This window comes from Desulfobulbaceae bacterium, from assembly GCA_015231515.1.
Classification (GTDB): Bacteria; Desulfobacterota; Desulfobulbia; order Desulfobulbales; family VMSU01; genus JADGBM01.
In genome coordinates this window covers 1-18,433 of the sequence record JADGBM010000018.1, presented here as the reverse complement: position 1 = coordinate 18,433, position 18,433 = coordinate 1, and the positions used below count along the sequence as shown (strand labels likewise).

At 42.3% G+C, this 18,433-nt stretch carries 22 protein-coding genes, 4 tRNA genes and 1 pseudogene; 1 reads left to right on the top strand and 26 read right to left on the bottom strand.

Translation table 11 applies throughout. The features are described from left to right. Nucleotides 1–26: 26 nt before the first annotated feature. From rplE to aprB, 24 genes and pseudogenes are all read right to left on the bottom strand, one after another. Nucleotides 27–566 (bottom strand): 50S ribosomal protein L5, encoded by a 540-nt coding sequence (rplE, locus tag HQK80_04915; protein ID MBF0221558.1) that lies wholly within the window; start codon nt 564–566, stop codon nt 27–29. A gap of 26 nt (nt 567–592) precedes the next feature. After that, nucleotides 593–922, bottom strand: coding sequence for a 50S ribosomal protein L24 (locus tag HQK80_04910; GenBank protein MBF0221557.1), 330 nt, complete (start codon nt 920–922; stop codon nt 593–595). Between the two features lie 87 nt (nt 923–1,009). Then, nucleotides 1,010–1,378: a 50S ribosomal protein L14 gene (rplN, locus tag HQK80_04905; protein ID MBF0221556.1), complete on the bottom strand. Its 369-nt coding sequence runs from the start codon at nt 1,376–1,378 to the stop codon at nt 1,010–1,012. A 144-nt stretch (nt 1,379–1,522) separates the two neighbouring features. After that, nucleotides 1,523–1,783: a 30S ribosomal protein S17 gene (gene rpsQ / locus HQK80_04900; GenBank protein MBF0221555.1), complete on the bottom strand. Its 261-nt coding sequence runs from the start codon at nt 1,781–1,783 to the stop codon at nt 1,523–1,525. A gap of 46 nt (nt 1,784–1,829) precedes the next feature. Further along, nucleotides 1,830–2,024, bottom strand: coding sequence for a 50S ribosomal protein L29 (gene rpmC, locus HQK80_04895; GenBank protein MBF0221554.1), 195 nt, complete (start codon nt 2,022–2,024; stop codon nt 1,830–1,832). Further along, nucleotides 2,021–2,437 (bottom strand): 50S ribosomal protein L16, encoded by a 417-nt coding sequence (gene rplP, locus HQK80_04890; protein MBF0221553.1) that lies wholly within the window; start codon nt 2,435–2,437, stop codon nt 2,021–2,023. The genes rpmC and rplP overlap by 4 nt, the downstream gene beginning before the upstream one ends. 23 nt (nt 2,438–2,460) lie before the next feature. Next, complete coding sequence (gene rpsC / locus HQK80_04885; protein ID MBF0221552.1) at nt 2,461–3,105, bottom strand: 30S ribosomal protein S3; 645 nt, start codon at nt 3,103–3,105, stop codon at nt 2,461–2,463. A 41-nt stretch (nt 3,106–3,146) separates the two neighbouring features. After that, a complete protein-coding gene (gene rplV, locus HQK80_04880; protein MBF0221551.1) occupies nt 3,147–3,479 on the bottom strand; it encodes a 50S ribosomal protein L22 in 333 nt (110 codons plus the stop codon). A gap of 30 nt (nt 3,480–3,509) precedes the next feature. Then, nucleotides 3,510–3,785, bottom strand: coding sequence for a 30S ribosomal protein S19 (gene rpsS / locus HQK80_04875; protein MBF0221550.1), 276 nt, complete (start codon nt 3,783–3,785; stop codon nt 3,510–3,512). A 14-nt stretch (nt 3,786–3,799) separates the two neighbouring features. Then, nucleotides 3,800–4,621: a 50S ribosomal protein L2 gene (rplB, locus tag HQK80_04870; protein ID MBF0221549.1), complete on the bottom strand. Its 822-nt coding sequence runs from the start codon at nt 4,619–4,621 to the stop codon at nt 3,800–3,802. Between the two features lie 69 nt (nt 4,622–4,690). Then, on the bottom strand, nt 4,691–4,981 hold the full coding sequence (rplW, locus tag HQK80_04865; protein MBF0221548.1) for a 50S ribosomal protein L23: 291 nt from the start codon (nt 4,979–4,981) through the stop codon (nt 4,691–4,693). Then, nucleotides 4,978–5,601, bottom strand: coding sequence for a 50S ribosomal protein L4 (rplD, locus tag HQK80_04860; GenBank protein ID MBF0221547.1), 624 nt, complete (start codon nt 5,599–5,601; stop codon nt 4,978–4,980). The genes rplW and rplD overlap by 4 nt, the downstream gene beginning before the upstream one ends. A 45-nt stretch (nt 5,602–5,646) precedes the next feature. Continuing rightward, on the bottom strand, nt 5,647–6,279 hold the full coding sequence (gene rplC / locus HQK80_04855) for a 50S ribosomal protein L3 (protein MBF0221546.1): 633 nt from the start codon (nt 6,277–6,279) through the stop codon (nt 5,647–5,649). A gap of 36 nt (nt 6,280–6,315) precedes the next feature. Then, nucleotides 6,316–6,627 carry a 30S ribosomal protein S10 gene (rpsJ, locus tag HQK80_04850; protein ID MBF0221545.1) on the bottom strand — a complete coding sequence of 104 codons (312 nt, stop codon included), beginning with the start codon at nt 6,625–6,627 and terminating at the stop codon, nt 6,316–6,318. Nucleotides 6,628–6,638: 11 nt separating this feature from the next. Then, nucleotides 6,639–7,829 carry an elongation factor Tu gene (gene tuf / locus HQK80_04845; protein MBF0221544.1) on the bottom strand — a complete coding sequence of 397 codons (1,191 nt, stop codon included), beginning with the start codon at nt 7,827–7,829 and terminating at the stop codon, nt 6,639–6,641. Between the two features lie 74 nt (nt 7,830–7,903). After that, nucleotides 7,904–7,979 (bottom strand) — tRNA-Thr (locus HQK80_04840). Between the two features lie 81 nt (nt 7,980–8,060). Further along, a tRNA-Gly gene (locus HQK80_04835) sits at nt 8,061–8,136 on the bottom strand. 35 nt (nt 8,137–8,171) lie between these two features. Then, a tRNA-Tyr gene (locus HQK80_04830) sits at nt 8,172–8,256 on the bottom strand. A gap of 61 nt (nt 8,257–8,317) precedes the next feature. Next, nucleotides 8,318–8,393 (bottom strand) — tRNA-Thr (locus HQK80_04825). Between the two features lie 113 nt (nt 8,394–8,506). After that, the gene (qmoC, locus tag HQK80_04820) at nt 8,507–9,691 is read right to left on the bottom strand and encodes a quinone-interacting membrane-bound oxidoreductase complex subunit QmoC (protein ID MBF0221543.1); all 1,185 of its coding nucleotides are present in this window, start codon (nt 9,689–9,691) and stop codon (nt 8,507–8,509) included. A gap of 97 nt (nt 9,692–9,788) precedes the next feature. After that, nucleotides 9,789–12,026 (bottom strand): hydrogenase iron-sulfur subunit, encoded by a 2,238-nt coding sequence (locus tag HQK80_04815; protein MBF0221542.1) that lies wholly within the window; start codon nt 12,024–12,026, stop codon nt 9,789–9,791. A 4-nt stretch (nt 12,027–12,030) separates the two neighbouring features. Next, nucleotides 12,031–13,290, bottom strand: a complete 1,260-nt coding sequence (locus HQK80_04810; GenBank protein ID MBF0221541.1) for a CoB--CoM heterodisulfide reductase iron-sulfur subunit A family protein — start codon at nt 13,288–13,290, stop codon at nt 12,031–12,033. Nucleotides 13,291–13,502: 212 nt separating this feature from the next. Beyond that, a pseudogene (locus HQK80_04805) lies at nt 13,503–15,521 on the bottom strand (adenylyl-sulfate reductase subunit alpha). Between the two features lie 49 nt (nt 15,522–15,570). Next, entirely contained in the window at nt 15,571–16,005 is a 435-nt protein-coding gene (aprB, locus tag HQK80_04800; protein MBF0221540.1) for an adenylyl-sulfate reductase subunit beta, read from the bottom strand. A 476-nt stretch (nt 16,006–16,481) separates the two neighbouring features. Here aprB and HQK80_04795 point away from each other — a divergent pair, with 476 nt between their 5' ends. Next, nucleotides 16,482–17,438, top strand: coding sequence for a YkgJ family cysteine cluster protein (locus HQK80_04795; protein ID MBF0221539.1), 957 nt, complete (start codon nt 16,482–16,484; stop codon nt 17,436–17,438). Between the two features lie 54 nt (nt 17,439–17,492). Here HQK80_04795 and HQK80_04790 read toward each other — a convergent pair whose 3' ends face one another. Continuing rightward, nucleotides 17,493–18,257 carry an EI24 domain-containing protein gene (locus HQK80_04790; protein MBF0221538.1) on the bottom strand — a complete coding sequence of 255 codons (765 nt, stop codon included), beginning with the start codon at nt 18,255–18,257 and terminating at the stop codon, nt 17,493–17,495. Between the two features lie 2 nt (nt 18,258–18,259). Continuing rightward, nucleotides 18,260–18,433 (bottom strand): hypothetical protein (locus tag HQK80_04785; protein ID MBF0221537.1); only part of this gene is annotated, 174 nt, incomplete at its 5' end.

Here is an 18,433-nt window from a genome sequence, read left to right as displayed (position 1 = left end):
TTGTTTGGTTCCTCAAACTTGCAAATTTAATTCTTGAAGGGCATCCCTAAAGCTTTAAGCAGGAATCGACCCTCTTCGTCTGTTTTAGCTGTTGTTCCAATAACTATATTCAACCCCTTAATCTTGTCGATTTTGTCGTAGTCAATTTCAGGGAAAATAATCTGTTCTTTAACTCCCATGGCATAATTACCACGGCCATCAAATGATTTTAATGATACGCCCCGAAAGTCTCGTACTCGAGGCAGGGCAATATTTACAAGTTTGGCAAAAAAATCATTCATTTTTTCCTTACGCAGCGTAACCTTACACCCTATCGGCATGCCTTCGCGTAATTTAAAAGTAGCTATAGATTTTTTGGCTCGAGTGACAACAGCCTTCTGGCCTGCTATACTTGTCAACTCTACAACAGCACCATCAATAATTTTTGGATTCTGTACCGCTTCACCTAGCCCCATGTTCAAGACAATTTTTGTGAGCTTAGGAACTTCCATTATTGACTTATAACCGAACTCCTTCATGAGTTGCGGAATACATTCATTTGTATATTTATCTATAAATTTCGACATTATGTTCTCCTTGAAGATAGTGTCTTTTATTTGGACTCGACAGATTCGCCGCACTTTTTACAGACCCTGACCTTACTGCCGTCATCAAGTATCTTTCTACCGACACGTACGGTCTTGGAACATTTTGGGCAAATCAACTTCAAGTTGGACATATCAACATAAGCCTCTTTCTCGATGATACCGCCTTGCTGATCTGACTGGTTCGGCTTAGTATGACGCTTAATAATATTAACCTTTTCAACAATTGCTTTGCCGACTTTACGATTAACTCGTAAAACCTTACCAACGCGACCTTTGTCTTTACCGGTCAGGAGTTCCACCTGATCATCTTTTTTTACATGAGTTGCACACTGCATTATTTCTGCCTCAATATCGTCTTAATGGTATCGTTGAGATGTCGCGAGACACGACATTTTTATACGACGATCAATTTCGCCTGCTGTTTAAAGAACTTCGGGAGCAAGAGATATAATCTTCATGAAACCTTTTGCACGCAGTTCGCGGGCTACAGGGCCAAATATACGTGTTCCAACAGGATCGCCGTTTGAACTTAAAAGTACCGCTGAATTATCATCAAACTTGACATAGGTATCTTCAGGTCGTCGAATCTCTTTGGCGGTCCTGACGATAACAGCCTTCATAACCTCACCCTTCTTAACTTTCGAGTTGGGTATGGCATCAAACACACTCACTACAATAATATCGCCAATACTCGCATAACGTCTTTTAGAGCCACCAAGAACTTTTATGCACAGCACTCTTTTTGCCCCTGAATTATCAGCAACATTTAAAACTGTCTCAGTTTGTATCATGATCCTAAACCAATGTTTATATCTAAAATGTCTATTTGTGCATATATCGAGAAATATGCTGACACTAAAATTAAAAAAACACTGCTTATAAAAAAGGCAGTGTTTGCCTATATCGAAACTATATCGAATTTACTTACTAGCAGATTATACTGCTTTCTCTACGATCTCACGAAGACGCCATCTTTTTTTACGACTTAATGGACGACACTCTTCAATAAGGACTAAATCACCAATCGAACAACTGTTCTGAGGGTCATCTGCCATATACTTTTTACGGAGTCGTATCATTTTCCCATAAAAAGGATGTGGAACCTTACGTTCAGTATTTACAACAATACTGTTGGTCATTTTGTCACTAACCACTACACCAGTCAGTGTTCGTTTTATTTTCTGTTGGTCACTCATCATTCTTCCTATAGCATTATCGATTGCAAATGTTTAATTAACTGAATTAGGCCTTAAGCTTTTTTTCGTTAATTACTGTTTTTATACGGGCAATATCTTTTCGTAGACTGTTAAGCTTGGATGTATCCTCGAGCTGCCTGATCCCATGCTTAAATTTAAGCTTAAAATAATCCTCTCTCAAGTCATTAACTTTAGAGTCTAATTCAGTCTCATTCAATGTTCTAATTTCACTTGTTTTCATAATGACTCACCTTTAGCCACAACTTTTGTAGGAAAAGGAAACTTGTTACCGGCAAGCGTCAGTGCTTCCATTGCCGTTTCCGCATCAATACCACGAATCTCGAAAAGCACTTTACCAGGCTTAATGACAGCGATCCAACCCTCTGGAGCACCTTTACCTTTACCCATTCGAGTTTCGGCCGGCTTCTTCGTGTATGGTTTAGCTGGAAAGATTCGAATCCACATCTGACCACCACGTTTAATTTTTCTGTTAATGGCAATACGGCCAGCTTCTATCATTTTTGAGGTCAACTTGCCACACTCGACAGCTTTCAGTCCATACTCTCCAAACGCTAAGGTACTACCGCGTTGAGCAGAGCCGGTCATCCTGCCTTTAAATTGTTTTCTAAATTTTACTTTTTTAGGACTAAGCATGTTGATATCCTACAATTAATAATTTACAGAGTTCGCTCATTTTCAGAAAGAACTTCACCTTTAAATATCCAGACCTTAACACCAATTTTACCAAATGTTGTTAACGATTCGGCTAAACCATAATCTATATCAGCGCGGAGTGTGTGCAGTGGAACCCTTCCTTCACGAACCCATTCCTGCCTTGCCATTTCGGCACCTCCCAGGCGACCAGAACAAGATATCTTAATACCTTTTGCTCCAAACTTCAAGGCCATATTCGTCGCCTTTTTCATCACTCGTCGAAAAGCAACTCGACGTTCAAGCTGCATGGCGACATTCTCAGCGACTAACTGAGCATCAGCTTCCGGGCGTCTAACTTCTTGAATATCAACAACGCAGGTTCGTTTTGTTAATTTATCCAAATCTGCCTTAAGCGTTTCAATCTCGGATCCTTTTTTGCCAATAACTATTCCTGGTCGGGCTGTATGAAGTTTTATCCGTATCTTATCACCAGTTCTGGCGATATTGATACTAGACAATCCGGCATGATACAGTCGTTTTTTAAGGAATTTTCGTAATTTCTGATCTTCAAGCAAATATTTAGAGTAATCTTTACTTGCATACCAGGTCGATTCCCATGTCCTAATTATATTAAGGCGTAAACCTATTGGATTAACTTTCTGGCCCAAAATCTTCCTCCGTTAAGATAGATTTTTAAATCTTTTCTGTTTTATTGTTCATCGAGAACAATAGTTATGTGGCTGGTACGTTTAAGAATTCGAGATGCTCGACCCATTGCACGTGGACGTATGCGCTTAAGCATGGGACCTCCATCAACAAAAATCGTTTTCACATAAAGTGTGTCAATATCAATCGCCTCATTCTGACTTGCGTTTGCTACCGCCGACTCTAATAATTTGCGTATAATTCGTGCACCTTTTTTAGGCATAAAACGCAAGTTGTTAATTGCTGTTTCAGCACTTGCTCCACGGATCAAGTCTGCTATGAGTCTCGCCTTCTGGGCCGATATACGTGTACTTTGTAATTTTGCTGTTGCTTCCATTTTACCTTAGCTCCTTATGGCCTAAACAGGCTATTTCTTGCCTTTCTTACTACCAGCATGACCATAAAAGGTGCGTGTTGGTGAATATTCGCCAAGTTTAGTACCAACCATGTTTTCAGATACAAAAACTGGAATAAACTTTTTTCCATTGTGAACTGCAAAAGTCAGCCCAATCATATCTGGACTTATGTCTGAACGTCGAGACCACGTCTTAATCACTTTTCTTGAATTAGTATCTTTTGCCTTAACGACCTTTTTTAATAAGTGATCATCAATAAACGGTCCTTTTTTGATCGAACGCGCCATTCTATATCCTCCTGTTAGGACCTTTTAGTTACAATATATTTGTCTGAACTTCTCTTGGTGCGAGTTTTATATCCCTTTGAAGGAATACCCCATGGTGAACAAGGGTGACGACCACCAGAGCTTTTACCTTCACCACCACCCATTGGATGGTCATGAGGATTCATTGCTACACCTCTGACGCTTGGACGTTTACCTTTCCAACGGTTACGTCCGGCCTTACCGAGTTTCTGCGAGTCATGCTCATTATTTCCAACTGATCCAAAACATGCTCGACAAAGCTTGTGAAATTTACGCACCTCACCGGAAGGAAGCTTTATAAGGACATTATCTCCCTCTTTAGCCATAAGCTGTGCAGAGACACCAGCACTTCTAACAAGCTGCGCTCCCTTTCCAATTTTCATCTCTATGTTATGTATAATGCTACCAAGAGGCATATTACCCATCGGCATACAGTTGCCGTTTTGCACATCAACCTTTTCACCAGTCTCAATAATATCCCCTACTTTTATCCCTAATGGTGAGAGAATATAACGCTTTTCACCATCGGCATAAGTAATCAAGGCAATATTAGCTGAACGGTTAGGATCGTATTCAATAGAGGTAACTTTTCCAGGGATATTGACTTTATTGCGTTTAAAATCAATAACACGGTATTTTCTCTTATGTCCGCCACCAATGTGACGTGCTGTAACACGACCATAGTTATTTCTACCACCAGATTTACCCAGAGGACAAACTAGACTTTTTTCAGGTCTCTCTTTTGACAGTTCAGAATTGACGATTGATACTCTGTTTCGTAATCCTGGTGTTGTCGGTTTATAGGTTTTAGTTGCCATTGCAAACCCCAATTCTCAATTTATAAGTATGTCTATTCTATTATTGTTAAAGGCAGATATTTATAGCGGTTATAACTCTTCCAAGAAGTCGAGTTTTTGATCTGCAGCTAAGCTCAAATAGGCTTTTTTCCAATCATTGGCGCGACCTGCATGTTTTCCAACACGTTTTTGCTTACCGTGCATATTACAAGTACGAACACCATCAACTTTGATATTAAACAGTTTTTCAGCCGCGTTTTTAATCTCAATCTTATTCGCTCTTGGATCTACTTTCAAAACCACTTGATTCGTATCTTCCTGGAGAAACATGGCTTTTTCAGTAAGACAAGGTTTTCGTATGACATCGTATATATTTTTCATGATAACAACCTCTTTTCTAGCTGCTCTATGCTATTTTGAAGCAGAACAAGTTGTTTATGATTTAAAATATCATAAACGTTTAACCCTACAGTCTGAATAACCTTAAAGCCATGCACATTTCGTGAAGAGAGTTCAAGAGTGTCATTACCCTGCGGAACAACGATCAGGGCGTTGGCAAGATCAAGGTTTTTCATAATAGACACGAAATTCTTGGTTTTGATCTCATCCATAATGAAATCATCAAGAATGACACATTGCTCTTCAGCAACACGTGCACTTAATGCCATTTTAAGCCCACTGCGCCTGACTTTTTTAGTCAGTTTAAAGGCATAACTTCGCGGCTTTGGCCCAAATGCCACACCACCTCCACGCCATAGTGGAGAGTGTTTTGAACCTGCACGGGCACGCCCAGTTCCTTTCTGTCGATATGGTTTCACTGAACTACCGCGTACTTCTACACGGGTCTTAGTACATGCATTTCCAGATCGTCGTGCTGCGCGTTGCATTCTTACAACGCTATGGAGCAAGTGCGCATCAACTTCAACACCAAAGAGATTATCGTTAAGATCAACCTCTCCAACTTTTTCTTTTTTAATATTAATTACTTCAGTTACTGCCATTGTATTGACCCCAATTAGCTTATCTCGTGAATAACAATATGGTGACTATTTTGTGTAAAGTTGAATAAGTCCCTGTTTTGAACCAGGCACTGACCCCTTGACAACCATAACATTGTCTTCTGTACGAATATCAATAATGATTAAGTTCTTTTTAGAAACCCTAGCATTACCCATTTGACCAGGCATTTTCTTACCTTTTACAACCTTACTCGGTGTCGCTGAACAACCTATTGATCCAGGCGCTCGATGATGCTTTGAGCCGTGTCCACTTGGACCACTTCGAAAATTGTGTCGTTTAATGGAACCCTGAAAGCCTTTACCCTTCGACGTTCCGGAAATATCAATCAAATCACCAACCTTGAAAAGGTCTTCCATTGTCAAGGTCTGTCCAATCTGATATTGACTAGAATCACTCACACGAAATTCCTTGATGTGATAAAATCCTCCCTCCTGGCCAGCAGCCTTTGCATGTCCTATAGCAGGTTTTTTCATACGGCTTTCGCGCCTGCTATCAAACCCCAGCTGAATAGCGCTATAACCATCAGTTTCAAGGGTCTTAACCTGCAAAACAACACAGGGACCAATTTCTAGTGCAGTAACACCGATGGCACAACCGTTCTCATCATACAACCTGGTCATACCTATTTTTTTTCCTAACATACCTAAAGAATTTGGCATTGTACCAATCCACTCAATATTAAATTTAATAATATGTTACAGCTTAATCTCAACATCAACACCTGCAGAAAGCTCAAGCTTCATGAGTGCGTCAATGGTCTGTTGAGTAGGTTCAAGAATATCAAGCAAACGTTTATGTGTTCGCATCTCAAACTGCTCTCTTGATTTTTTATCAACATGCACTGATTTAAGTACACAGTATTTGTTGATCATCGTTGGCAGAGGAATTGGTCCGGCAACCATAGCACCAGTGCTTTTGGCTGTTTCAACAATTTCCAGTGTCGATTGATCAAGGAGCTTATGGTCGTAACCTTTAAGCCTAATGCGAATTTTTTGAGTTTGAACCATTGTCTGTCACCCTACTCGATAATCGTGTTAATAACGCCAGCACCAACAGTTCTACCACCCTCGCGGATCGCAAACCGTAAACCCTCTTGCATCGCTATCGGAGTTATCAGTACTCCCTCAATTGATACATTGTCTCCTGGCATTACCATCTCAACGCCCTCTGGCAAATTCACTACTCCAGTTACGTCGGTTGTTCTGAAATAGAACTGTGGTCGGTAGCCATTAAAGAATGGTGTGTGACGTCCACCCTCTTCCTTTGAAAGGATATAGCACTCTGCCTTAAACTTTGTATGTGGTGTGATTGATCCTGGCTTGGCCAATACCTGACCACGTTCAATCTCTTCTCGCTTGATTCCACGTAGAAGGATTCCGACATTATCTCCAGCCATACCTGTATCGAGGATCTTACGGAACATCTCAACACCGGTAACCGTTGTCTTCTGTGTTGCACGAATACCAACAACCTCGATCTCATCGCCTACGTTGATTACACCTGTCTCAATTCGGCCGGTTGCGACTGTTCCACGGCCTGAGATTGAGAACACATCCTCGACAGGCATCAAGTATGGCTTATCAACATCTCGCTTAGGCTCAGGGATAAAAGAGTCACAGGCAGCCATCAAATCCCAGATACATTTTGCGTAGGTCGGATCATCCGGATTTTCCAGTGCCTTTAATGCTGACCCTTGAATGATTGGGGTGTCGTCACCAGGATACTCATATTTATCAAGAAGTTCACGAAGCTCCATATCAACCAGTTCGATGAGCTCTGCGTCATCAACCATATCACACTTATTCAGGAAGATAACTATCGAAGGTACACCTACCTGACGTCCCAAAAGAATGTGCTCACGAGTCTGAGGCATTGGGCCGTCATCAGCACCAACTACAAGTATAGCACCATCCATCTGGGCAGCACCGGTTATCATGTTCTTGATATAGTCAGCATGGCCGGGACAATCAACATGTGCATAGTGACGGTTATCGGTCTCGTACTCAACATGCGCTGTTGAAATTGTAATTCCACGCTCTTTTTCTTCGGGTGCCTTATCGATCTGATCAAAATCAGTTGCGCTCGCATAACCCTTTGTTGCCAATACTCGTGTTATTGCCGAGGTCAGCGTAGTTTTACCATGATCAATATGGCCTATTGTGCCGATATTGACATGTGGTTTTTTCCTTTCAAATTTTGCTTTAGCCATGTCTGATCTCCTATAACCCGTTATTGTTGAGAAATTTGTGTGAAGGGCTTCAATTCAATTTCATGTTTAATCAATGGAGCTCACGACCGGATTCGAACCGGTGACCTCTTCCTTACCAAGGAAGTGCTCTACCTGCTGAGCTACGTGAGCATCATCAATTAAGTAACCAGCAATTTAAGCACAAACAGACTGGTAAATTCTCAAAACTCTGTGCATGAAACTCTATGTAAATGGAGCGGGAAACGAGACTCGAACTCGCAACCCTCAGCTTGGAAGGCTGATGCTCTACCAATTGAGCTATTCCCGCAACGAAATCTTACCACTTTGTACATTTACAAACTCTGGTGGAGGGGGGAGGATTTGAACCTCCGAAGGCGTAGCCGACAGATTTACAGTCTGTTCCCTTTGACCGCTCGGGAACCCCTCCACATTGAGCAAAATGTGTATATGAATTTCATCAGCAAGAAGTTCTGCCGACTCTTTAATATTGGAGCTGGCGATGGGACTCGAACCCGCAACCTACGGTTTACAAGACCGTTGCTCTACCAATTGAGCTACGCCAGCATAACGCGGGAATCTAACCTTTTACCAATTAAACTTCAATAGTTTTTTTCAAAAAAAAACCACTATGCTAACACTAGTCAGCATAGTGGTTTAACCAGACACAGTATTACTGTTTAATTTGAGGCCTTTTTTACAACAAAACTACTTACTCGATATCGTTCAAATGCCATCGCAAACGTTCGATATACCAGATGTGCAAACTTTGTATATGGCATGTACAGAAAAAGCATCAATACTGACACCAGATGCAAATAGTACATAAGATAAGCCAAAGAGCCAATTCCAGTAAAACGTAACAACTCAGAAAGCAGTCCTGTAATACCGACACCGGCTATAACGTAAATCAAGAACCAATCATAAAAAGTACCTGTCGCACCAGTTTTGGCCTCGCTGTTAGAGCGCTGTCCCCACAGCAGGAATATACCATAGAGCAAAGCAACAGCACTTACGTTGGCCAAAATCTTAATTGGATCCCAAAATGGGATAGGTCCATGCATTCCAGGATCGATAATACCAATAAGGTCTTTTCGAATAAAACTATACGCTGTAACAATCAGTAAACCAATAAATGCCAACATTAAAGGTTTATGACCTTTAGCTCTATCCCGATTTTCACCACACTCATTAAAGCGATTATGGGAAATAATTTCCTTAATTGATGGCCATAAAAACTCGGTAATAAACTGCGGTACGGATGGACGGTAATCGGTGCTGCCTTCGAGATCGGCAGCCATTTTCCCCCACATAGTAGAAACACCTTTGTAGGTAGAAAAAATTGCAAGAGCAGCAGCTGGTAACATAATTATATCGATAAAAAAGACCGTTTTAGACAGATATTTAAAATCCCAATGCCCAAAAAATTCACCAAAATCTGGATAGCCGTGCGCTAGATTAGCACCTGCGATACCCCACATAATTGCAATAATCAAGGCAGGTATGCCAATTATTAAAGGCAAATTTTTGGCTGACGTTGTCAACTTAGCAAGTCCAGATGGGAAGCCATAGTATGTATAGGCGTAGGCTCTAATTGCCCCTAAAACATCTCCGGGTTTAGCACCACGAGGACAGTAAGCCGTGCAGTCTCCACATTGATGGCATAAAAAGACATCGGGGTCAGCTACTAACTTATCCTTTAAGCCCCACTGAGCCCAGATCATCTCCTTACGGGGAAAAGGCTTCGTGTCAGATGACAACGGACAAACGACTGAACACGTAGCACACTGATAGCATTTTTTAAGTGTATCTCCACCAGCTCCTTTCAGGTATTTAATGAATTGTAAATCAGGATCAATCCTCATTTTATTCTCCTTTCTTATTTGTTTATTGAGTTATTCCTTTATATCGGAAGCAGCGTACAACTGCTTCCGATATAAACAACCCAAATACTACCTGATCTTAGAAACCCTTGAATGGATTTGGTCCGAGTTCAATCATCTCTTCAACGAAACCATTAATAACATCTGCAACTTTATCATAATCTGTGATAGCAATCTGCTCTGCGCGACAGCGCTCTGGCTCGAGTCCAAGAGTTGACAGAGTATCACCGATATTTGCCATTCTCTTATCAGCAATCTCACTGCCCTTGACAAAATGGCATTGATAATCATCGCCATACTTACAGCCAAGCAGGATTACGCCGTCCATACCGGAAGAGAGAGCGTCTTTAATCCAAACCATATTTACGGATCCAAGACAACGGACTGGTATAATTCGAACAAGATTACTGATCTTTTTATGACGCATACCAGCCATATCGAGGGCAGGATAGGCATCATTTTCACAAACCAGAGCCAGGATTCGAAGCTTATCTTCATCGTCATCCGGAACCTCTACAGCCTTAACCATAGAGCCGATCATATCGACATTATAATCCTTAAAACCGATAATTCGCTCTGGGCATGCACCCATACAGGTACCACAACGACGGCAACGGGTTGGATTTGGAAGCGGAGTTCCCTTTTCATCATCATCAAGCGCGCCAAATGGACACTCCTCGGTGCATCGTTTACACTGTGTACATCTCTGGAAAAAGAATTCAGGATATGTCTTGTCACCAGAACGAGGATGAACCGCAACACCGCGATCAGCTGACTCAAGACATTGGATAGCCTTTAAAGCTGCTCCAGTTGCATCATCAATGGTTTCTTCCATGGTCATAGCTTTCCGCACACCGCCACAGGTGTAAACACCGGTTCTACGAGTCTCATAAGGAAAACAGATAAAATGAGAGTCTGCATAACCGTCAAACAGATCAAGGTCCAAAAATGCTGGCCCCTGTCGATAGGCGAGATTAATGCTATCCTCATGTTTTGTCGCTGGCACAAGTCCTGCTGCCAAAACTACCATATCCACATCAATAGTAATATCTTCATTGAGAAGCGTATCCGTCATAGCGACCGTGAGTGAGCCACCAGCCTCTTCGACACCGGTAACTGTAGCCTTTGTCAAAAAGATACCATCATTATTCTGAGCACCCTTATAAAACATTTCCATGTTCCCAGGTGTTCTCATGTGCTGATAAAGAATATACGCTTTGCCATCAGGATTATCTTCACGGACATAGCTGGCCTGTTTCAAGGCAACCATACTTGTAACAGAGTTACAGTATGGGAAATCATTGTCATTTTCAGCAGCGCCTGGACTCTGAATAAAGGCAACTTTAGCAGGTACCTTACCTTCTTTGGCAAGCTTTTCAAACTCCGCATTGGTCACAACATTTTTAATTTTACCATGACCTAGATGTTCATAGGCAGAAACGTCCGCCGGAGTCCAGCCGGTGGCCAGAATAACTGCACCGAAAACCTGGGCATCAGGATTTACCTTGGCATACGGTTTCAACCCTTTATTGGGGTCTTCCATGGTACCTTTATTAATAGCATCCTGCTGATCGGCAGTTACTTTATCAGGTGCATCCCATTCAGATTGGGCACCAGCGGCTTTCAACGTTACAGAGAATGCACCAGGTGCGCCGCCGATACGTGCCACTTCGGTTTCGGTTTTAACGGTAATATTTGAGTCACTCTCTACTTCTTTAACCATAGCACTAATTGTTGGTGATTCAAGATCGGTCCAAGGCGCTTTAGTTGGAAACTGTTTTCTCCAACCATTAGCTTTACCACCAAGTACACCCATTTTTTCAATGAGGGTAACATTGTAGCCTGCAGCAGCAGCTTCTTTGGCAGCAGTAAGTCCGGCAATACCACCACCCATAACGAGGATATCCCGGTTAAGGGTCTCCATCTGATATGCTTCAGGCAATTCAGTTTTATCAGAACGCTTACACTCCATTCGCATATTATCAGAGGCCAGTTCCTGAACATACTCAGCATCAGCATCTTCACCCTGACACCAGACGCACTGCTCACGAAGATTAGCGCGAACGACTATCTTGTCATCGCCAAAATTAAATTCATCCTGCATAACGCGAGGAGAACAGGCGCCAATTATTATAGTATTTACACCACCACTGATGTCACCTTCAATCAAAGCCCTGCCGTCTTTACCGCATAAAGCCGCGTGGCTTTTGCATTCAACTTTCATCTCGGAGGAAACCACCCGCGATAGGGCCTCAATATCAAGAGCATCACCTATTCCACATCCAGTACAGATATATGCTTGTTTTTTCTTATCCATCTAACTATCTCCTTGAGGCTTGAATTGCTTTTAATGCCGCAGCTGTCGCATTCTGAGTAGAAGTCACGACATCAGATGCCTTTTTGGCGCAGCCAGCTGAAAGCATTGCAGCATCTGCATCACTTACGATGAAGCCATTTGAATCCATCTTGAGTCCCAAAGCAGCACCCTGTGCCTTAGCAGCTGGTTCCATACCAGTTGCCAGAACAGCCAGATCAACTTTTTGGGTAATTTTATCACCTGTAACAGCATTTTCAGCCACAAGAGTAACACCGCCATCACTTTCAGGAATGATATCTGCTACTTTTCCTTTGATGAAATGTGTATTCGGATCGGCCATGAGCTTCTCTCGGAACTTCTCATATTTACCCGGTGTTCTCAGATCAATATAAAATACATAAATTGGTGCCACCGGATAGCGCTCACGGATATAGGTAATCTGCTTCATACTTGCCATGCAGCAGATGTACGAGCAGAATTCAAGATGATTTTCATCTCGAGACCCAGCACACTGAACAAAACCAAAACTTTCAGGTTCTTTATTGTCACCAGGGCGGAGAATCTTACCGTCTGTAGGTCCACCAGGTGCAGCAAGACGCTCCATCATCATATTAGTGATGATGGCATCTGAATCTTTAAATTTAAGGTTATCCATTTTGGCAGGATCATAGGGATTCCATCCTGTTGCCCAGACTATAGCAGCGACATTTACGGTAAATGATTCAGCTTTCATATCTGTATCAATGGCACTATATTTACATGCTTCCACACATTTACCACATTTTGTGCATGCCTCAGCATCGATAACGTATTTCATTGGAAATGACATCTCGTGTGCTTTATAGATCGCCTTTGTTTTGTCCATGCCGAAGTTAAAGCCATTACTGCGCTCTTCCGGACACACTCCAACGCAATCGTTGCACGCCGTACACTTACTGTTTACAAATCGAGGAGTAGTTTCCAGGGTTACTTCGTAATTACCGGCAGATCCAGATACTTTCTTAACCTGGGTCATGGTATACATGCGAACTTTCCGGTTATTCTTAATTCTCTTAAAGTTAATCTCCATTCCGCATGATGGCGGGCATAATTTTGGAAAGTACTGATTAAGCTGTGCTACACGCCCTCCCAAGTAAGGATTTTTTTCAATAAGAAAAACGTCCTTGCCAACCTCTGCGGCTTCTAAGGCTGCGGTCATACCACTGATTCCGCCACCTACGACCAGTACCGCACCCGCACTGGATGCTCCACCTGCGTCTGTCATGCCACTCCTCCATTAAAAAAGTAATAAGTTATAATAAAACCATTTTCCTTAGCTGAATCGAAATTTATTAAATTTAAACTCAGCTAAAAAAAAGAACCCACCAACTAACAGCTCATAGAAAAATCTCCAGGCATCTATAAAGATGCCTGGAGATTCATTGAAACATCGATTTGACAAATTGCTGAGAAGAAACTCAACAACTACCAGTCAAATTAGATCCACGGCTCAGTTTCAACTATGTTGATACATGGTACTTTCTCACACTTCCATTCCTGTGTTTTAGGATCAAAAGTTGAGTTAACGAATGCCTTCCAATTTTCGTCATCAACAGTTGGGAAATCTGAACGATAGTAGAATCCTGGGTAACGAGATTCTTTACGGAACTCAATGTGGCGAATGTGAGTTTCAACACACCAAATTCGGTGATAGTTCTCCCAAGCTCTCATCAACTCATGAAGATCACCGGCAGCCATAAGAGCTGCATCTTCACGGAGCATTCTGAGGAGATCAAGACAGATATTCAAAAGTTTACCAGAAGTCATGTAGTATGTTGCAACACCACCACCATACTCATCGGTAGCTTTCATCAGTCGCATCATAAGACCAGCAGGCTTACAGAAGTTAGGGTTAACATCTGAAGATGTCGATTTGCCAACATGCTCATGTTAGAGTCTAACTGGTGCGTAAATCTCATCAGCAAGTTCCTGAGCTGTCGGAGCGAGTTCAGGTGTGAAGGAAGCGTTGTCACGACAGTATTTAACCATCTGCTTAGCAACAATACGTCCCTCTGCATGTGAACCAGAAGAGAATTTATGACCGGAAGCACCAACACCATCACCAGCAGTAAACAGTCCGTTTACGGTGGTCATACGGTTGTAGCCCCATTTGTACTGATGTGAGCGAGGACCATCAACTGTAGGTACCCAAGCTTCGTCTGGACCAGAAGTCCAAATACCACAACAACCTGAGTGAGAACCAAGCATGTACGGTTCGGTTGGCATAATCTCAGAACCAACTTTTTCAGGCTCAATGTTCGCACCAGCCCAGAGACCAGCTTGTCCAACAGACATATCAAGAAAATCTTCCCAGGCTTCAGACTCAAGATGTTTCCAAAACTTCTTAACTTCTTTCTCATCCATTCCTTTTTCACGACGAGCGTCAAGGAAGGCGTTCAAAGCAACGTCGGTAGCCATGTAGATAGGGCCACGTCCAGCTTTAAGCTCATTAAGCATCAGGTGGTTTCGAAGGCAGGTAGGTGTAACAGCAGAAGCGCCGTAAGGCATGAACTTAGAAAGTTCATCTTTTACAGAGTCACTATTTGCATAGAACTCACCAAGACCGTTCTGTACTTTTGCTTTGAAAAGAAGGAACCACGCACCAACAGGACCGTAACCATCTTTAAAACGAGCTGGTGTGAATCGGTTTTCCATCATGGTAAGAGTAGCACCAACCTGAGCACACATAGTGTAGGTAGAACCTGCGTTCCATACTGGATACCAGGCTCGGCCTTTACCTTCACCGGTTGAACGTGGACGGAAAATGTTTACCGCACCACCACAGGCACAAAGCATTGCCTTCGCAGTGAAAACATGAACTTTATTTTCACGAGTAGAGAAACCAACTGCACCAGCAATTGTATTCTCTTTGTTTTTATCAAGAAGAAGTTTAACGATAAAAACTCTTTCAAGGCAGTTCTCTTCGCCAAGAGCAGCTTTTGCAGGCTCAGCAACGATACACTTGTAAGACTCACCGTTAATCATGATCTGCCATTTACCAGTACGTACTGGCTTTCCACCTTCCGGCAGAGTTTTAGCAGGTTTTGAACCATCAAGGTTATCGCCAGTCTCAGGATCGATCTTCCAAACTGGTAAACCCCACTCTTCGAAAAGATGAACTGAATCATCAACGTGACGGCCGAGATCGTAGATAAGGTCTTCACGAACAACACCCATTAAGTCATTACGAACCATCTTCACGTAATTTTCAATTGGGTTGTCACCAATGTAGGTGTTAATAGCTGAAAGACCCTGAGCAACGGCACCAGAGCGCTCCATAGAAGCCTTGTCAACCAAGGTAATCTTCATGTCAGCAGGAGCCCATTTTTTAATCTCAAAAGCTGTACCACAAGCAGCCATTCCGCCGCCGATGATAAGTACATCTACTTTGTGTTCTACTATCTCCGGATTTACTATCGCGGGCAATTCACCGAGTGGCTTATTTGGTAACGCCATATTTGTTTCCTCCTAAAATTTAAAAATAAGATTTTTTAACAAATTAAAATTACTTAGCCATTTTGGCTGGATCTGGAGATGGAAGCGATTTCTGTGTAGAAAGAAGCTCATCATCAAGGCTTACACCTTTGAGGTCTTTATACGCATTAGCAGCACCCTCAGCGGTAGTTCTGATAGGGAACTTAAAACGCTTCAAGTTGCCATTACGGAACTTAACGGTCCACATAATGGAATCAGAACTTCTCATTGGATGAACCTGACCACCCATTGGTACGAAGTCATTGTAACCACGAACCATAATAGCACCTTGAGGACAAATCTTAACACAAGAGTAACACTCCCAACATGCATCGGGCTCTTGATTATAAGCTCTCATTTCCTCTGTGTTAAGTACCATCAGGTCGTTTGGACAGATGTACATACAGGCAGTTTTGTCACCGCCCTTGCAACCGTCACACTTTGAAGGATCTACATAACTTGGCATTCAAATACCTCCTCACTTGGATTGAAAATTCGACACCACCATTGCAGCGCCAGTTATCTAAAAAATAAGCAATGAACGGCAATTCCTAGATCTTGTTACTCTATTAACAAATAACAAAATCAAAAAAAGCAATACACCGCCAAACCTAATTTTGTGGCTTTTCATGCATTCCATTGATCGACAACAAAAAGCACGTATCTAGCTGATTTAAATGGTAAACTTAATTTTATTCAAGAAATCGACGCTAGATAAATGAGGCTCCACTCATTTTTCACAAGTTGTGTTAATAATTTTTCAGTCACTAAATGTCAAGCAAAAAAACTTTTCTTAAAAATACACAATGGCATCGCATCCCAATAAATATAAAATTAAATTTGACAACTACCTAGTACCGTGATTACCCTCTGCGCAATTGGCAAAACTAACCCGACCAACATATCACCCTTTATTTACAACATATATATATAGGAATTCTCATGTCAGACCAAAACAACAGCGTTAAAGAAAAAGTACTTTTTGGCACGGATAAGAATCCGACCAATATCGAACCAGAAAAGCTGACCCTTGACAGCAAGATACAGTTTCGCTGTCACCCCGGTGTTTCCTGTTTCACAGCCTGTTGCGGCAACATCAATATTGTTCTGACCCCCTATGATATCTTATGCTTACGCAAACGAATCGGCATCGACTCAGATGAGTTTCTTCTGCGCTACACAAAACCATTTTATCTTGAAAAAACTGATATGCCGGGGGTACAGATTCACCTGACCGAGGAAGGAAGATGTCCATTTGTCACCGATGAAGGTTGTCTTGTATACACTGACCGTCCTTCAGCTTGTCGCTATTACCCCATTGGCATGGCTAATTTCCACGAACGATCAGAAAATCCAGAAGATGACCCAAAAGAAAGCGAGAGATTCTTTTTTAAAGTGAAAGAATCCTACTGCAAGGGGCATGAAGAAGATAAACACTGGACTGTTCGAGAGTGGCGCGCCGACCAGGGAGTCGACTATCGTGACGACATTAATAGACCATGGATGGAACTGGTAATGCGCCGCAAGTCTTTCGGACATCAGGCAACATTGAGCGAACAGGCCCAGAAGATGTTCTTCATGGCCAGCACCAACCTTGAAAAATTTAAAGATTTTATTTTCAAGAGCTCCTTTTTAGATACTTACGAGATCGACCAAGAAACATTGGACAAAATCAAGAACGACGACATCGAACTATTGAAGTTTTCGTACCTGTATCTCGCCTCTTCTCTCTTTGGCACCAATGACCTTAAAATCAGGGATGAAAAACTCCAGGCCAAGATCGCCGCAATGCAAGAGAAACAGGGCAGCGCAGAAGCCAACGCTGAAGAGACCTATAAAGCACTATTAAAAGACCGGGATGACCTGCAAAAGACATTTGAAAATCAGAAGAAGAAATAGTTGGCTGTTAGCTATAAGCCATTAGCCTTTATTTGCTAATGGCTTATAGCTAATTCACAATTCACCCACTTCATCAAGCAACCTGACGGCGCCAACCACTCCTAAAGGGATGCACATGAATTGCAGAAATGGAATCGCCAGTACACAGAGAAGCCCCACACCAAAACCAAACATCAGGGCAAAATACTTGAACACTGTTTGCCGCTGTCTTGAGAAATCATAGCGTTTACGCGTAAAAACGTAGCCGGTATACTCTGTTACCAGAAAAAACACCGTCCAGCCCACCGACAATATCGGGTATAACGCGCTGCCCAACACAGGTATCAGGTGAAGAAACAGTAGGAGAAGCATTCCTACCAGAAAAACTCCTATTTTTTTACTTTCCACCACCAACGTCCGCCTGGCATCCAGCAGCATAACAGAAAATAAAAATGGCTCCTCGCTTACCTTGCCGGTAAGTATCGATGCAGTTCGCTCACTCAACACATCATTGAATGGCGAGGCGATCAAACTTCCAACCACCGCAAAACTAAAAAAAACCAACACAAAAACAACAAGAATTGCCACGGCAATCATAAGGTAATTCAGGATAAGCCAATACCACGCCTCACCCTGAGGAACCTTTGACATAACCAGGCTGAAGATAGAATTCAAACCAAAATAAACCACTAAGCTGAAGGTTACGGTGTTGATCAAGAAAGGCAGAATAATAAATTTATAAAGTGCTGGGTTTTGCCGGACAAAACCAAAGGATCGAAAAGGGCATAAAAAGCCGTAGACAAACTTACTAACCGGATTTTTTGCAGCAATCGTTGTCATTGTTACCGGTTCATCCTCTTGATATTCAAAACAATTTCACCAATTGGTAGTAAATATTCGGTTTGCCCTGAAAGGGCCAGAACATACCAGCCCAGGGCAACGCCCTGGGGACTGGAATAGTACAGATAGCCCTGAAAGGGCGTGACATCTAAGCTGACCCTGCCGGTTTTAAGCCT

Coding starts and splice junctions, on each gene's coding strand:
- rplE (MBF0221558.1), bottom strand. CDS start 566: ATGTCGAAATTTATAGATAAATATACAAATGAATGTATTCCGCAACTC.
- HQK80_04910 (MBF0221557.1), bottom strand. CDS start 922: ATGCAGTGTGCAACTCATGTAAAAAAAGATGATCAGGTGGAACTCCTG.
- rplN (MBF0221556.1), bottom strand. CDS start 1,378: ATGATACAAACTGAGACAGTTTTAAATGTTGCTGATAATTCAGGGGCA.
- rpsQ (MBF0221555.1), bottom strand. CDS start 1,783: ATGAGTGACCAACAGAAAATAAAACGAACACTGACTGGTGTAGTGGTT.
- rpmC (MBF0221554.1), bottom strand. CDS start 2,024: ATGAAAACAAGTGAAATTAGAACATTGAATGAGACTGAATTAGACTCT.
- rplP (MBF0221553.1), bottom strand. CDS start 2,437: ATGCTTAGTCCTAAAAAAGTAAAATTTAGAAAACAATTTAAAGGCAGG.
- rplV (MBF0221551.1), bottom strand. CDS start 3,479: ATGGAAGCAACAGCAAAATTACAAAGTACACGTATATCGGCCCAGAAG.
- rpsS (MBF0221550.1), bottom strand. CDS start 3,785: ATGGCGCGTTCGATCAAAAAAGGACCGTTTATTGATGATCACTTATTA.
- rplB (MBF0221549.1), bottom strand. CDS start 4,621: ATGGCAACTAAAACCTATAAACCGACAACACCAGGATTACGAAACAGA.
- rplW (MBF0221548.1), bottom strand. CDS start 4,981: ATGAAAAATATATACGATGTCATACGAAAACCTTGTCTTACTGAAAAA.
- rplD (MBF0221547.1), bottom strand. CDS start 5,601: ATGGCAGTAACTGAAGTAATTAATATTAAAAAAGAAAAAGTTGGAGAG.
- rplC (MBF0221546.1), bottom strand. CDS start 6,279: ATGCCAAATTCTTTAGGTATGTTAGGAAAAAAAATAGGTATGACCAGG.
- rpsJ (MBF0221545.1), bottom strand. CDS start 6,627: ATGGTTCAAACTCAAAAAATTCGCATTAGGCTTAAAGGTTACGACCAT.
- tuf (MBF0221544.1), bottom strand. CDS start 7,829: ATGGCTAAAGCAAAATTTGAAAGGAAAAAACCACATGTCAATATCGGC.
- qmoC (MBF0221543.1), bottom strand. CDS start 9,691: ATGAGGATTGATCCTGATTTACAATTCATTAAATACCTGAAAGGAGCT.
- HQK80_04815 (MBF0221542.1), bottom strand. CDS start 12,026: ATGGATAAGAAAAAACAAGCATATATCTGTACTGGATGTGGAATAGGT.
- HQK80_04810 (MBF0221541.1), bottom strand. CDS start 13,290: ATGACAGACGCAGGTGGAGCATCCAGTGCGGGTGCGGTACTGGTCGTA.
- aprB (MBF0221540.1), bottom strand. CDS start 16,005: ATGCCAAGTTATGTAGATCCTTCAAAGTGTGACGGTTGCAAGGGCGGT.
- HQK80_04795 (MBF0221539.1), top strand. CDS start 16,482: ATGTCAGACCAAAACAACAGCGTTAAAGAAAAAGTACTTTTTGGCACG.
- HQK80_04790 (MBF0221538.1), bottom strand. CDS start 18,257: ATGACAACGATTGCTGCAAAAAATCCGGTTAGTAAGTTTGTCTACGGC.